This window comes from Thermanaerothrix solaris, assembly GCF_032334255.1.
GTDB lineage: Bacteria > Chloroflexota > Anaerolineae > Anaerolineales > Anaerolineaceae > Thermanaerothrix > Thermanaerothrix solaris.
In genome coordinates this window covers 760,290-774,170 of the sequence record NZ_JAUHMF010000001.1, presented here as the reverse complement: position 1 = coordinate 774,170, position 13,881 = coordinate 760,290, and the positions used below count along the sequence as shown (strand labels likewise).

13 protein-coding genes are annotated in these 13,881 nt (G+C 51.8%); 7 read left to right on the top strand and 6 right to left on the bottom strand.

The window, feature by feature from the left end:
• Nucleotides 1–8: 8 nt before the first annotated feature.
• Genes QYE77_RS03495 through QYE77_RS03480 form a run of 4 tightly spaced genes read right to left on the bottom strand, consistent with a single transcriptional unit; the run spans nt 9 to nt 3,715 of the window.
• Entirely contained in the window at nt 9–662 is a 654-nt protein-coding gene (locus QYE77_RS03495) for an MBL fold metallo-hydrolase (protein ID WP_315623971.1), read from the bottom strand.
• 4 nt (nt 663–666) lie between these two features.
• Complete coding sequence (locus tag QYE77_RS03490; protein WP_315623970.1) at nt 667–1,827, bottom strand: MFS transporter; 1,161 nt, start codon at nt 1,825–1,827, stop codon at nt 667–669.
• Nucleotides 1,824–2,588 carry an alpha/beta hydrolase gene (locus tag QYE77_RS03485; protein WP_315623969.1) on the bottom strand — a complete coding sequence of 255 codons (765 nt, stop codon included), beginning with the start codon at nt 2,586–2,588 and terminating at the stop codon, nt 1,824–1,826. The genes QYE77_RS03490 and QYE77_RS03485 overlap by 4 nt, the downstream gene beginning before the upstream one ends.
• A gap of 20 nt (nt 2,589–2,608) precedes the next feature.
• The gene (locus QYE77_RS03480) at nt 2,609–3,715 is read right to left on the bottom strand and encodes a M24 family metallopeptidase (protein ID WP_315623968.1); all 1,107 of its coding nucleotides are present in this window, start codon (nt 3,713–3,715) and stop codon (nt 2,609–2,611) included.
• 115 nt (nt 3,716–3,830) lie between these two features.
• On the opposite strand from QYE77_RS03480, the gene QYE77_RS03475 reads away from it, so the two are divergent.
• Nucleotides 3,831–4,760: an NAD(P)H-binding protein gene (locus tag QYE77_RS03475; protein WP_315623967.1), complete on the top strand. Its 930-nt coding sequence runs from the start codon at nt 3,831–3,833 to the stop codon at nt 4,758–4,760.
• Nucleotides 4,757–6,208, top strand: coding sequence for a DUF3536 domain-containing protein (locus QYE77_RS03470; RefSeq protein WP_315623966.1), 1,452 nt, complete (start codon nt 4,757–4,759; stop codon nt 6,206–6,208). The genes QYE77_RS03475 and QYE77_RS03470 overlap by 4 nt, the downstream gene beginning before the upstream one ends.
• A gap of 18 nt (nt 6,209–6,226) precedes the next feature.
• Here the strand turns inward: QYE77_RS03470 and mutS are convergent, their stop codons facing one another.
• Nucleotides 6,227–8,806 (bottom strand): DNA mismatch repair protein MutS, encoded by a 2,580-nt coding sequence (gene mutS / locus QYE77_RS03465; RefSeq protein ID WP_315623965.1) that lies wholly within the window; start codon nt 8,804–8,806, stop codon nt 6,227–6,229.
• A gap of 102 nt (nt 8,807–8,908) precedes the next feature.
• On the opposite strand from mutS, the gene QYE77_RS03460 reads away from it, so the two are divergent.
• Nucleotides 8,909–9,859: an aldo/keto reductase gene (locus QYE77_RS03460; protein ID WP_315623964.1), complete on the top strand. Its 951-nt coding sequence runs from the start codon at nt 8,909–8,911 to the stop codon at nt 9,857–9,859.
• On the opposite strand, the gene QYE77_RS03455 is transcribed toward QYE77_RS03460, so the two are convergent.
• Nucleotides 9,856–10,656, bottom strand: coding sequence for a segregation and condensation protein A (locus tag QYE77_RS03455; RefSeq protein ID WP_315623963.1), 801 nt, complete (start codon nt 10,654–10,656; stop codon nt 9,856–9,858). The two genes, QYE77_RS03460 and QYE77_RS03455, sit on opposite strands and share 4 nt — an antisense overlap.
• A gap of 87 nt (nt 10,657–10,743) precedes the next feature.
• Here QYE77_RS03455 and moaC point away from each other — a divergent pair, with 87 nt between their 5' ends.
• The 4 genes from moaC to rnc all read left to right on the top strand — a co-directional run bounded on the left by moaC (nt 10,744) and on the right by rnc (nt 13,873).
• The gene (gene moaC / locus QYE77_RS03450; RefSeq protein WP_315623962.1) at nt 10,744–11,226 is read left to right on the top strand and encodes a cyclic pyranopterin monophosphate synthase MoaC; all 483 of its coding nucleotides are present in this window, start codon (nt 10,744–10,746) and stop codon (nt 11,224–11,226) included.
• Nucleotides 11,219–11,950, top strand: a complete 732-nt coding sequence (gene moaD / locus QYE77_RS03445) for a molybdopterin converting factor subunit 1 (RefSeq protein ID WP_315623961.1) — start codon at nt 11,219–11,221, stop codon at nt 11,948–11,950. Before moaC ends, moaD begins: the two co-directional genes overlap by 8 nt.
• Nucleotides 11,951–11,954: 4 nt before the next feature.
• Nucleotides 11,955–13,055, top strand: coding sequence for a threonine synthase (locus tag QYE77_RS03440; protein WP_315623959.1), 1,101 nt, complete (start codon nt 11,955–11,957; stop codon nt 13,053–13,055).
• An 86-nt stretch (nt 13,056–13,141) separates the two neighbouring features.
• Nucleotides 13,142–13,873 carry a ribonuclease III gene (rnc, locus tag QYE77_RS03435; protein WP_315623958.1) on the top strand — a complete coding sequence of 244 codons (732 nt, stop codon included), beginning with the start codon at nt 13,142–13,144 and terminating at the stop codon, nt 13,871–13,873.
• Nucleotides 13,874–13,881 lie beyond the last annotated feature (8 nt).

Below are 13,881 nucleotides of genomic sequence, written 5' to 3'. Positions count from 1 at the left end.
CACTACCTCTAAATTGAATTCTTGGATACGCTTTTACCAAGCCAAGGGTTGTTATAGCGTTCCTCGCCGACAGAAGTTGCAGGGCCGTGTCCGGGGAATAAGCGGGTTTGATTGGGGAGCGAAAAAATGTGATGAGTAATGCTTTGGGTTAGTTGGTCAAAATCACCACCTGGCAAGTCGGTACGGCCAATACCGTGATAAAAGATTAAATCGCCACAAAAGGCAAGTTCCATCGAGGGGATATAAAAGATCACGTGTCCTGGTGAGTGCCCGGGTGTGTGAAGCACCTGAATCAGGGTGCTACCCAGTTGGAGCGTTTGCTTATGGTCAAAATTCAAGTTGGGGGCAACCTGCAAAGTTAGAGTCCAACCGAACCAAGGTGCACCGCCTTGGGCTTGCCAAAGAGGAAAGTCGTCGGGATGAAGGCCAATCACGAGGCCAGGGATCTGATCGGAAAGGGTTTGAACACCGGCGATGTGATCAAAGTGGGCATGAGTGATCCAAATTTGCGATAAGTGAAGGTTTTCTTGTTGTAGAACCACTAAAACTTTTTCGCATTCGAAAGAAGGATCAATGATAACCGCTTCGCGCGTAGTGGGTTCGATCAATAAATACGTGTTATTACCAAGTGGTCCTAAGGTGAATTCACGGATCAATAGCATGGGTTTAATCCTCCCCCTGATTAGTTACCAGCATTGGGGCAGGACGATAGCGTTCAGTAGTACCTAAACGATGACTGATAAAGAGTGTGCCGATTCCCAGGATTAGCGCAGCCCAGTAAACTGAGAGAGGAGAATGTTGGTAAAGCCATCCAGCCAACCCAGCGCTAACTACAATCCCTAATGCATTAATCGTTTCGATCAAACCAAAAGCGGAACCTACTTGCCGGTCATTTACCAGAGAACGTGCCCAGGCTAAGATCATAGCCCGATAAAACCGGAAACCTCCCAAGAGGAAGTAACCCACACCAAACCACCAAGGGGAGCGACCCAACCAAATTAGGAGCACGAAAAGGATGCCGGTTGTCAATCCGATATTAGCCCCTGACGTGGGTTGAAGGTGACCAAAGAGCAGGGATAAAACCGTTGTTCCCAGGCTACAAAGGCTTCCGAAAAGGCCTATCTGTTCCATGGTGACATGATGGTAAGCGGTTAGAAAATTGGGCGTAAGGGGCTGGGCAAGGTATAAGGCGAAGATCCCAAGCGCATTAAACCCTAATAAGTAGAGAAAGCGGCGGTTTAGAGGCAGGTTGCGCAGTGAGGCGGGCATTGGCGCTGGTTGGGTGGGTACAATGGGACGGATGAAAAGAACCAGCAAGGTTGAAATCACAAAGGTGACAAAGCCCAATAAATATATATAGCGTAGTCCCCAGTTCTGTGCTATGAATCCACCGACCATGGGTCCAAGCGCGGCACCTAGGGTAAAACTGGCCGAAGCCACACTCAGCGCTCGGGCTGGCGTCCAAGTGCCGCGCGCGGCGGTGATATATGTGTTCATCGGTGCCAACACGGATGAAGTAAGGCCGTAGATGACCAAGCCAGTTACGAAGCCGGTTAGGGTATGAGCGGAAGCCATGAGCGCAGCGGCTAGCGTGCCCATGATCCATGAAAACCACATCAGCGGGCGCGGCCCAAATCGATCTGTTAGATAACCGGCGGGAAGTTGCGTGAGCGCCATGGCGAGCCCCCACGCACCTAAAATTCCCCCGATGGCTACCGGTGTGGCGCCAAGCGTTTCCATATAGAGGGTTTGAAAGAACGTAAAAGCTCCCTCGCCAATTCCCCAAGCAAATAAAGAAATGATCACCAAAGCCAGGTCACGCGTCATGAGGATGTCTCAACAACCGAAAAAGTTTTTAGGAAAGTGGCAATTTCGTGGAAAACAATGGGGTGATCGGTGTCGCAGGTGATGACATGACCGCTGTTTTCGAGCCAGATGAGTTTTTTCTCGGGGGTCTCTAGATGCTCATAGATGCGAATAGCGTTTTCGGGAGATACTGCGCGGTCTTGTCGTGAATGAATGAGCAGTACCGGTATGCGAATAAGGGGAAGCTCCTGGCGCATTTTAGCAAGCAAACCCATTAACTGTTCAATGCCAGCGGTAGGATAAGCAGGATATTCGCGATGATCTTTAGCCAGGGCAGGATTATGCCAATCCGGTGTACCTTTAGGTACTGTGGGAAGAAGATGCTTCAGCCAACGAATAAAGCGCAGGCGCCAATCGTGCGGAAGGTCATAGGGTGTTGACAAGCCTACCGCACCGTGGAGCGGATAATTTGCGGCAGCCAGCAGTGCCAGCACGCCGCCCATTGAAAGTCCGATGGCAAAAACTTGATCGTAGTTGGCGTGAAGCAAGGCTAGACCATCCTCGACGCTGGCTAGCCAGTCCTCCCAGCGACAACGCATCAAATCTTCTAGGCGTGTTGCATGTCCCGCCAAACGAATACCCAGAACGGTGTAGTTGAGATCGGCCAGGTATTCCCCCAATTTTCGCATTTCCTTGGGGGTGCCGGTGAATCCATGGATCAGCAAACAGGCCGTGCGACCACGAGGGAAAAAGAAGGGTTGAGCCTCGGACATCAGGACCATAGAGACACCTTCCTTTGCAGTTATGCAAGGAGATTTATTAGGTCGCGTGGAAAATCGGTGAGGGTCAAACAACCCTCCTCGGTTACTACGACGTTATCTTCGATGCGTATTCCTCCCAAACCAGGGAAGTAAAGCCCGGGTTCAATGGTGAAAACCATGCCAGGGGCTAGAGCCAAGGTGCTTTCGGCATATATATAGGGGGGCTCGTGCGCTTCTAGCCCAATGCCGTGACCGGTGCGGTGGGTGAAAAAGTCTCCGTATCCGGCTCGCGCGATAACACCCCGTGCCGTACGGTCAACTTCGCCAGCAGGGATGCCGGAGCGGACGCTTGAACGGGCGGTTTGATTCGCTTTGAGGACAATTTCGTGGGCAATTTTGAGATCAGGGGGAATTTCTCCCAGAGCAAAAACCCGAGTCAGGTCGGCACAATACCCATTCCAGGTAGCTCCCCAGTCAATCAATACGATATCCCCGGGTTGGAGGATACGTTCCCCGGGTACAGCATGGGGATTGGCGGAATTGGGCCCGCTGGCAACAATGGGATCAAAAGGCAGATTGGGATCAGAACCGGCGTGCAAGAGTTGAATGTGCAGTTCGCTGGCAATATCGCGTTCGGTAACCCCTGGGCGAATGATCGCCAGGGTTGCCTGAAGGGCGTTTTGTGCGATTTCGACCGCCTTGCGTAGATGAGAGATTTCAGCCTCAGTTTTGCAAATGCGAAGTTCGGCTAGCAGGTTTTCTGCGGAGACAAAGGCAGCGGCGGGCAGGGCGGTGTGAAGTAAGTCGAGTTCAAGGAATCGCATGCGGGTGGGTTCAACCCCAATGCGGCAGGGTTTCCCTACTAAGGGTTGAACAGCTTGCTTGAAGGCTATTTCCCATGCAGTAGGGTCGTCTGGATAGGGAAAAGGTTGAAGGGGTAAAGCGCTGTTTTTTAAGTTGGACATTTCAAAGGCCGGTAAAATCAAACGAGGCGGTTCTTCTGGTATGACGAGCAAGGCTATAGGGCGTTCAAAAAGGTGCATTTTGAGACCAGTGAGATAAAAAAAGTTGGGCCCAGGCACAAGAACCAGAGCATCCAGACCAGCGGAATGAAGACGTTGGTATAAGTTGGTCATGATTGTGGTCATCACAGTTAGAACCTCCCAAGCCGATTATAACGCAAACCTTATCCTTCTCTTTGAGAAGGGACACGAGTGTCAGCCTTAAGATATTAGGACATTCAGAGTTATAATAATACTGAACATGATCCTGGTGACGGGTGCAACGGGGTTCGTCGGTCAGGCGTTGGTGCGACATTTGGTGTCACGACGGCGTCCGTTGCGTTTGCTTTTAAGGCCAGGGGGTAAACCTTTCCGTCTGCCCAAAGGAGTTGCGATAGACGTCGCGGTTTGTGATTTAGGAGACGAACGGGCACTGGCGGCTGCACTGCGAGGGGTGACACATGTGGTGCATTTAATTGGTGCCGAACGAGAAAGCAGTCGGGCCTCATTCGAACGCGTGGATGTTCGGGCAACACGCGCCCTGGCTGAAGCAGCCGCCAAAGCCAAGGTGCAACGGTTTGTGTATCTTAGCCATTTGGGGGCAGATCGGGCTTCGGCTTTTCCCCTACTAAAAGCCAAGGGGATCGCTGAAGCCCTAATCATGAACAGTGGTGTGCCATATACCATCATCCGTTCGGCAGTCGCTTATGGTCCAGGCGATCAGTTTGTCACTGGATTAGCCACTCTCTTACGACGAACGCCGGGGATTTTTTTGATGCCCGGCGATGGTTCGATGTTAATGCAACCCATTTGGATTGGTGATCTCGTGGAAGCCCTGGATATAGCCTTGACATATCCTCCTTTGGAAAATCAAGTGGTCTCGATAGGCGGTCCCGAGTACCTTTCGCTGCGTCAGATGGTGGATGTGCTCATGACAGCCCTGCATTTAAAGCGCTGGATCATCCATATGCCCTTAGGAAATCTTAAAATACTGGCTTTGATCCTGGATCAATGGCGTGGTTTTCCGATGCCCATTTACTGGTTGGATTATTTGTCCACAGATCGTACCACCTCCCTGGAAAATCTTCCGCGGATCTTTGGCATCATCCCGGCTCGTTTTCACCAACAAATTGGATTCTTGAGCGGGTTAAAGAAATCCTCCCCAGAACGACTAGGAGTACAGGAAGCATGACGACCCTTCAAGCGTTCTGTATTCATGGGCATTTTTACCAACCCCCTCGTGAGGATCCTATTACCGGAGAAATCCCAGAAGAGAGCGGAGCAGCACCATTTCGTAATTGGAACGAACGCATTCATGCCCATTGTTATCGGCCCAATGCTGAACTGGGTAATTTCGGGCGAATCTCGTTTGATTTTGGTCCGACTCTACTCAATTGGATGAGCAGTTGTGACCCGATTACGCTGGCGAAAATCGTATCACAAGAACGCTGGCACTATCGGCTGCGAGGAGTGGGTAACGGATTAGCCCAGCCGTATTTTCATGTAATTTTGCCCCTATTACCGTGGCATGATCGAAAGACCCAAATTCTATGGGGATTGCGGGCGTTTGAACATCGCTTTGGTCATCCTGCCAGCGGAATATGGCTACCTGAGACTGCCGTGGATGAGGATACGCTGGCTTTGTGCGCGGAATTAGGGATTCAATTCACTATTTTAGCTCCCTGGCAAGCAGCAGAACCCGGTTTGGACGTAACTCAGCCTTATTGGTGGGAAGGCTCCGAGAAGCGCCTTGCTCTTTTCTTCTACCATTCTGATTTGAGTACGCGGGTCAGTTTTGATCCCGCGTCAACCTCGAATGCGGATCGTTTTCGTACTTTGGTGATGGAAGCCGCTGCTTGCGGAGGGGGGCACGAGCGTTTGATCCTGATTGCCTCCGACGGTGAGGTATACGGCCATCACCAGCCATTCCGGGATCATTTTTTGGCCCATTTGACCGAGACACAGGCTGGCCTCTTGAAAAGGACCTATTTGGGAGAATGGTTGAAGGATCACCCACCCCGGCATAAGATTGCCATACAATCGGCTACGTCATGGAGCTGTGGTCATCACCTTGCCCGATGGTCTCAAGGTTGCGATTGTACACCACAGAGTGAGTGGAAAGCCCCGTTTTGGGAAGCATTACACCGTTTGGGTGAGCAGTTGGATGGCTTATACGTGCAAGTTTTAGGGCGCTATCTTCACCATCCCTGGGGGTTGGTTTGGCGCTACATTGACGTATTGCTCGGACGCATTTCCCTAAGTGACTTGTTCTTTCAATTGAGTGGAGAGATTCCCAAGGAACGGGTGATACGTCAGGTGGATTATCTGCTGCGCGCACAACTCAACAAACAGCGCATGTATACCTCGTGCGGATGGTTTTTCGAGGATTTTGGCCGCCCCGAACCCCAAATCAATGTGCGTTATGCGGCGCAGGCTGTATGGTGGAATACGCTGGCTACCGGTGTTGATTTATATACTGAAACGGCGAATGCGTTGGCACGGGTGCGGAGTAATACGACTTCTCTGAATGCTGCCGATGTTTTTACCACCCACTATGCTTATGCAGCACAAGCGCCGTTTCCATTCGTTGAGTTCTACCAGCCAGCTCGGCCAGTCACTGTTCGCCCGACTAACCATTGAAAAATGTCCCCCTTACACTCATTTTGAATCTAAATATTTTTTCTGCCACTCATAGAGTTTGTTGAGGGCTTCTAAAGGGGTGAGTACGTTCAGATCGAGGCTTTTCAATTCTTCGAGTAAGGGATTGGTCTCGGGGAAGAGGGTCAATTGCTGAGGAAGAGCAGGATTGAAAGACACCGCTCGTCCTGATGTGCGTTCAAGTTGTTCCAGTATTTCGCTGGCGCGTTGAATCACCGGGCGGGGTAAGCCGGCCAATTGCGCCACATGAATACCATAAGAACGATCTGCTCCCCCAGGGACGATCTTGTGCAAGAAAATTACACGGTTTTCAGCTTCGGTCACAGCCACATTGTAATTGCGCACCCCGGGGAGGAGATCGGCTAATTGAGTTAACTCATGGTAGTGGGTGGCAAAGAGCGTTCTTGGACGTAACCGTGGGTGATTATGTAAATATTCGATGACAGCCCAAGCAATTGAAAGCCCATCGTAGGTAGAGGTACCACGTCCGATCTCGTCCAGGATCAATAAACTGCGTTGGGTGGCATGGTTGAGGATGTTGGCCGTTTCGGTCATTTCCACCATAAATGTGGATTGACCGGCAAAAATTTCATCCTGGGCACCGATGCGGGTAAAAATGCGGTCCACACACCCAATACGGGCGGAGGCGGCAGGGACAAAGGAACCAATCTGTGCCATCAGCACAATCAGGGCAACCTGGCGTAGAAAGGTGGATTTGCCGCTCATATTTGGACCGGTGATGATACGGATGACCTCGCCCTCTTCAAAAACGCAATCATTGGGGACGAACCGTTCACCCTTAAGCATTTTTTCCACCACCGGATGACGTCCCTCACGGATATCCAGAGCCAGATCATCGGTGATTTCGGGGCGGGTGTAGCCGTTTAGTGCGGCTGCCTCTGCTAAAGCGGCATAAACGTCCAGTTCAGCCAAAGTCTGGGCAGTCTCCAAGAGATGCTGACTGACGGCTATGACTTCCTGGCACAATTCTTTGAAAAGGCGAGTTTCGATCTCACGGATACGGTCTTCAGCATTTAGGATGAGAGCCTCATATTCTTTCATCTCCGGGGTGATAAACCGCTCCGCGTTGACCAAAGTTTGCTTGCGGATGTATTCCGGAGGCGCTTGCGAGGCAAGGGCGCGTGAAATCTCAATGTAATACCCAAATACTTTGTTGTAACCCACCTTGAGTGTTTTAATGCCAGTGCGTTCGCGTTCGGCAGATTCCAGGTTGGCAATCCAATCGCGCGCATGTTGAGAGGCTTGGATGATCTGATCTAATTCTGCCGAATATCCGGGGCGAAAAATGCCAGTGGTTTGAAGGGTCGCGGGTGGTTCGTCAACCAAAGCTTCTTCTAACCTCTCACACAAGGCGGATTCTAAGTGAAGATGATCGAACACCATCTGGAGGGGTGCAGGAAGGGCTCCCTCAAAAAGGCTATGTACTGCGGGCAGTCCACGCAGGATACTGCGCAAATTTGCTAAATCCCGTGGTCCGGCATGACCGGCAACGACACGATTGGTGAGCCGCTCCAGATCACCCAAACCCTTTAATCGAGATCGCAATTCGGCGCGCAACATCCCCTGGGAGAAGAAAAAGGCAACGATGTCTTGGCGCTGGCGAATGGCTTCGGGGTTGATCAAAGGTTTACTTAGCCATTGGCGGAGTAAGCGCCGTCCCATGGGGGTAATGGTGTAGTCCAATACACTCAATAGTGACCCTTGGGTTTCGCCCTGGCGCATCGTTTCGGTGAGTTCTAAACTGCGCCGGGTATTGGCATCTAAAAGCATAAAATCTGAAGGAGTATAAGTGGAAAGGCTGGTGAGCAGTTTTAGGGCATTGGGTTGGGTTTCTTGCAGGTATTGAAGAATGGCGCCGGCGGCACCGATGGCCAGGGGCTTTTTGGTGAGACCGTACCCATCCAGCACAGCAACCCCGAAGTGAGTCTTCAAGATTTCCTGACAGCGTGCGGTTTCAAAGCGCCAAGCAGGGAGTAGGGTAAGGTGATTAGGGATGATCTCACCGAAAGTGGCCTGATGTTCAGGCAACAAGGTCTCGGCCGGTTGAATGCGGGCAAGTTCGGCGCGAAGCAGGGTTTCCAAATGCTCACCGCTCAACTCGGTGGCGCGGAATTCGCCAGTGGTAATATCTACATAGGCAATACCGGCAGCGTTGTCCTGAGCAATGAGTGCGGCAAGGTAGTTGTTGTAATCGTTCTTAAGTAAGGTGGGCTCAACGACTGTGCCCGGGGTTACCACCCGCACGACTTGGCGTGGAAATAAGCCGCGAGTGGGTTGATCGCCCACTTGCTCACAAATCGCAACGTGATAACCTTTTTCAATCAAACGGGAGAGATAATTCTCAACGGCGTGATAGGGGATGCCGGCCATGGGCACGCGTACCCCTTTGGCCACATTTCGTGAGGTAAGCACGATATCGAGTTCACGGGCTGTGATTTCAGCATCCTCATCGAAGGTCTCGTAAAAATCGCCCAGGCGGAAGAATAAAATAGCGTGTGGGTATTGGCGCTTTATCTCGAGGTACTGCTGACGAATGGGTGAGACGTCCTCTTGGCTCATGGTTATCATTCTATGAACTTCAAAGGTTTTCGGCAAGGGTGCGAGGTAAGATTGCCTATATAATTCGTAATGAATTTACCATTCAACATGTAAGGAGGCACTATGACGGATGGCATCTATTCTCGGCATCCGGTTTTTGAAGGGGTTGAAATGGGTGTAGGCACGTGGGCATGGGGAGATCGTTTGGTGTGGGGATTTGGGCGTGGATATTCACGGGAGGACTTAAAAGAAACCTTCCGTTTTTGCGTTGAATCGGGTTTGACTTTTTTTGATACGGCAGAAGTTTATGGTCAGGGGTTGTCTGAGCGATTGCTGGGGGAATTTGTTGCTGAATTGGAACGTCCGGTGCGTATTGCAACCAAATTTATGCCATATCCGTGGCGCTTGAGTCGAAGGGGTTTGCTGCGTGCGCTTCAGCACAGCCTGCAGCGCCTGCGGCGAGAGCAGGTTGATCTCTATCAGATCCATTGGCCATTACCACCGGTGCGAATTGAGGTTTGGATGGAAGCCATGATCGAAGCTGTTCAGCGCGGATGGACGCTGGCGGTGGGCGTTTCTAATTACAATTACGATCAAATGATGCGCGCCTATGAAGCCCTAACCCGCCATGGTATCCCTTTGGCCTCAAATCAGGTGGAATATCATTTATTGGATCGAAGCGTCGAGCAGAATAAGGTTATGCAAGCATGCCGAGATTTGGGGATCGCGTTGATTGCGTACAGTCCATTGGCAATGGGGGTATTGACTGGAAAATACACGCCGGAAAACCCACCTCAAGGTTTCCGAGGACGGCGCTATAACCGCCAATACTTGAAGAGAATTCAACCCTTGTTGCAGGCGTTACGAGACATTGGGGTTGCCCATGGTGGGCGTACGCCGGCACAGGTGGCGCTGAACTGGGTCATTTGTAAGGGGGCGTTGCCAATCCCCGGGGTAAAAAATCGGGCTCAGGCTGAGCAGAATTTAGGGGCATTGGGGTGGCGTCTTTCTGATGAAGAGGTGGCAAAATTAGACGAAATTAGCGAACGGGTAACGCGCGCTGGATCAGCTTAATCCTCGAATTCCAAGATTAGAGACTGCTCATCAGGGAGTTCACCTGTTGCCTCTACTTCGATCTCGGCAAAGAGTGTGGGTTGATGGGCGATAACCAGGCGCTGTTTGACGAGTTCCAGCATAGCCAGAAATGTCACCACAACCTCGGTACGGGTGGTTCGTTGTCCCAGGAGATGACGGAATGTGATGCGAGGGATTTGGCGCAGTGTTTGCAGTAAATGGGTAATTTTCTGACGAATTGTGATCCGAGGAAGCATGACCGCTTTCTCAAGCGCCTCGGGAGAGGTGCGCTGGGTCAGGGCATGGCGTGCGGCGAGGATCAGTTCTTCAAGAGAAAGACCTTCCAGGTGGGGTTTAAGATTGAGGTGACGAAGTAAAGGGGGAGCACTCCGGGTATAGGTGCGTAGGTTTTGATTCTCGCGGTGGTGTAAATATTCAGCGGCTTCTTTGAATCGTTTGTAGCGCTTTAATTGTTCCACCAGGTCGTCTTCATTGGCGGGTTCTTCTTCGGGAACTTGGTTAGCATCCTCATTTAAGGAGGAACGGGGAAGGAGTGCCGCTGATTTGATTTGGAGCAACCGGGCTGCAATCACCAAGAAGGCTGAGACCTCTTCGGGATCATGATCTTCAAGGTGTTTGAGGTGTTCGAGGTATTGATCGGTGACTTGGGCCAATGAGAGACGGGTGATATCAAGTTCGGCTCGCTCGATAAGATACAGCAAGAGGTCAAGCGGTCCTTGGAATACATCGGTAATAACCGTGTAGGACGCACCAGAGTGGATCGCAGAAGCGGTCATAGCAGGTTGGATTATAGCATTTTTATGATGGGTAAGAATGAGGCTTGAGCCTTTCTGTCTCTCCGTTAACAAGTATAATAAGAGCGTATGAGTGATAAATCACTAACGCACCTGGATGAACAGGGACGGGCGCGGATGGTGGATGTTTCGGCGAAGCCCGAAACGTTGCGCATTGCCATAGCCAAAGGAGAGGTGAGGCTAAAACCCGAAACTTTGGATTTAATCCGACAGGGTTTAATGAAAAAGGGGGATGTGCTCACCGTGGCGCAAATTGCAGGGATCATGGCGGCTAAACGGACCGCGGATTTGATCCCGCTCTGCCATCCTCTTCCGCTTCATCAGGTGGAAGTCACCTTGACTCTGGAAGATGCGCTTCCCGGTGTAGTGATAACAGCATCAGCGCGCACAACAGCTAAGACTGGTGTGGAAATGGAAGCGTTGACGGCTGTTGCGGTCAGTGCTTTAACTGTCTATGATATGGTAAAGGCGGTCGAGAAAACCGCTCAAATTACGAATATCCGTTTGGTTGAAAAACACGGTGGGCAAAGTGGCGATGTTATCAATGAGTGATTCTCATCCAGAAGGAACATCTCTAATTCGCCTAAAGATACTTCTCTTTGCCCATTTACGTGAGATTGTCGGCACTAGTCACCTGGTTCTAAATCTTCCTCGAGGATCGCGAGTACGGGACTTAAAGCAAACTCTCAAATCTCGCTTTCCAGAATTAGGCCAACGATTGGAAAACGCCATCGTAGCAGTTAACCAGATTTTTGCCAGTGATGAGGATTTCTTAGACGATGAAGCCGAAGTAGCCCTCTTTCCGCCAGTGAGTGGCGGCGCAGGGCCAACGATTGTAGCAGTGTCGGATGCTGCTTTGGATTTGGATGCATTGGTTGCCCAAATTGTCCAACCCAGCACCGGGGCTGTCTGCGTTTTCACAGGAATTGTGCGTGCAGAGACTCAACGTGGCGAGCCACATCAGACGGTTGCCTTGGAATATGAAGCCTACATTCCCATGGCTGAAGCCAAAATGCGCCAGATTGCGGATGAAATACGGCAGCGTTGGCCTGAAGTGCAAGGGATTGCGATGATACAGCGTATTGGACGCCTTGAAGCTGGTAGCCCGACCGTGGCCATTGCATGTGCCGCCGCACACCGTGATTTGGGAGTATTTGAAGCTGCGCGTTATGGCATTGACCGGTTGAAAGAGATTGTCCCGGTATGGAAGAAAGAGATTGGGCCACAGGGTGAAACCTGGGTGGAAGGGCATTACCATCCCAGGCGGGGGGAGTAGGGTAATGGGGCGCGTTGTATGTACCCTTTGCGGTGTTCCATATCCCGATGAGGGAGTGCCTTACCGTTGCCCGCAGTGCGGCGGTGTTTACGATTATGATTCACCGCCACCCTTTAGTCCCCACAATTTGCGTCATGATCTCCCGGGCCTTTGGCGGTATTGGTCAACCCTAGCTTTACCTTCCACGGCTGAGGTGCTCTGGCTGGGAGAAGGGAACACCCCTTTGGTGCCCCTGCCTTTTGCTGGGAACAAAGTATATCTTAAACTGGAGTCCCTGAACCCTAGTGGCTCGTACAAAGATCGCGGCAGCGCTGTTTTAGTCAGTTGGTTATTGGCGCGAGGCGTGAAAGAGGCCGTAGAGGATTCTTCCGGTAACGCAGGGGCTTCATTTGCGGCTTATGCGGCACGGGCAGGTTTGCGGGCGGTGGTTTATGTGCCGGAAAGCGCCTCTGGCCCGAAACGATTACAGATTGAACGTTATGGAGCAACCTTGGTGCGAGTCCCGGGCCCTCGATCGGCGGCGGCGCAGGCGGTACTGGAAGCCGTTCAGCAGGGAGCAGTTTATGCCAGTCATGCGTACTTACCGTTTGGCTTGCCCGGAATCGCGACCATAGCCTATGAGGTATGGGAACAATTGGGAGGACAGGCACCAGGAACGGTTATTGCTCCGGTGGGACATGGTGGCCTCTTACTCGGGATCGTGCGGGGGTTTCAGTCGCTTAGGCAAAGCGGCGTGATCTCTCAACCCACATATTTTGTGGGTGTGCAAGCCGCAGCGTGCGCGCCAGTGGTGAGCGCGTTTCAAAATCGGAGGGGTGGACACGAGTTGACAGTGGAAGAGCGTCCAACACTGGCAGAAGGCGTTCGAGTGCGCCAACCGGTACGTTTAGAAGCCCTGTTACGAGAAATTACCCCCGATTGTGGCACCTTTGTGGCAATTGAAGAGCCCGAAATTGAACAGGCGTTTATTACTTTGGCACATCAGGGCGTGTATGTGGAACCAACGAGTGCGCTGGTTTGGGCCGCGCTAGAGCGGTTGCATGTGAAGTTACCGGAACCGATTGTTCTAGTGATAACCGGTTCAGGGTTGAAATATGGCGCTTAAAATTACCGGAACCGGAGGAACGCAAATCGCTTACCTCTATAGGGTAAGGGGATTGCGCTTCTCGGGTTCCTGGCAGGAGGTTAAACGTGGGCAACGAAACACCTGTAGAGAAGGTCGAATCTCCTCAGGAACTTGCGAATCGCCTGGGACTAAAGTTTAAGGATTGGCTGCTTCTAAGCCGTGCACTTACTCATCGCTCTTATCTCAATGAGCATCCCGAAGCCATTGAGGATAATGAGCGCTTGGAGTTTTTGGGGGATGCGGTGTTGGATTTCCTGGTGGCGGTATGGTTATATCATCGCTATCCGGAAATGCCCGAGGGCGATCTAACTCGGATGCGGTCAGCGCTAGTGCATACCGAGCAACTGGCCGAGTTCGCGCGGCGGATTGACCTGGGTCGAGCACTGCGGCTCGGGCGTGGCGAAGCCCAAGCCGGAGGGCGGGACCGCCCTTCATTGCTTTGTGATACATTCGAAGCCTTAATTGGAGCACTCTATCTGGATCAAGGCCTTGAAGCCGTTGAATCGTTTCTAACCCCGTTTTTGGAAGAAGCCGCTGAAGACGTGTTATTGCATTACCGCGTAGAAGATCCTAAGAGCCTGTTACAGGAATGGGCCCAGTCCCAGGGGTTGGCTGCCCCGCGCTATATCACCCGCAACGTGTATGGCCCGGAACACGCCAAAGTGTTTGAGGTCGAGGTCTTGATCAATGGCAAGGTGTGTGGGTGGGGGAGCGGATCGAGCAAGCATGCGGCAACGAAATCGGCAGCCCGCGATGCTATCCGACGCCTGGGCATTGTCCCAGAGACTATGCTGTGAAAGGGTGA

Coding starts and splice junctions, on each gene's coding strand:
- QYE77_RS03495 (WP_315623971.1), bottom strand. CDS start 662: ATGCTATTGATCCGTGAATTCACCTTAGGACCACTTGGTAATAACACG.
- QYE77_RS03490 (WP_315623970.1), bottom strand. CDS start 1,827: ATGACGCGTGACCTGGCTTTGGTGATCATTTCTTTATTTGCTTGGGGA.
- QYE77_RS03485 (WP_315623969.1), bottom strand. CDS start 2,588: ATGGTCCTGATGTCCGAGGCTCAACCCTTCTTTTTCCCTCGTGGTCGC.
- QYE77_RS03480 (WP_315623968.1), bottom strand. CDS start 3,715: ATGACCACAATCATGACCAACTTATACCAACGTCTTCATTCCGCTGGT.
- QYE77_RS03475 (WP_315623967.1), top strand. CDS start 3,831: ATGATCCTGGTGACGGGTGCAACGGGGTTCGTCGGTCAGGCGTTGGTG.
- QYE77_RS03470 (WP_315623966.1), top strand. CDS start 4,757: ATGACGACCCTTCAAGCGTTCTGTATTCATGGGCATTTTTACCAACCC.
- mutS (WP_315623965.1), bottom strand. CDS start 8,806: ATGAGCCAAGAGGACGTCTCACCCATTCGTCAGCAGTACCTCGAGATA.
- QYE77_RS03460 (WP_315623964.1), top strand. CDS start 8,909: ATGACGGATGGCATCTATTCTCGGCATCCGGTTTTTGAAGGGGTTGAA.
- QYE77_RS03455 (WP_315623963.1), bottom strand. CDS start 10,656: ATGACCGCTTCTGCGATCCACTCTGGTGCGTCCTACACGGTTATTACC.
- moaC (WP_315623962.1), top strand. CDS start 10,744: ATGAGTGATAAATCACTAACGCACCTGGATGAACAGGGACGGGCGCGG.
- moaD (WP_315623961.1), top strand. CDS start 11,219: ATGAGTGATTCTCATCCAGAAGGAACATCTCTAATTCGCCTAAAGATA.
- QYE77_RS03440 (WP_315623959.1), top strand. CDS start 11,955: ATGGGGCGCGTTGTATGTACCCTTTGCGGTGTTCCATATCCCGATGAG.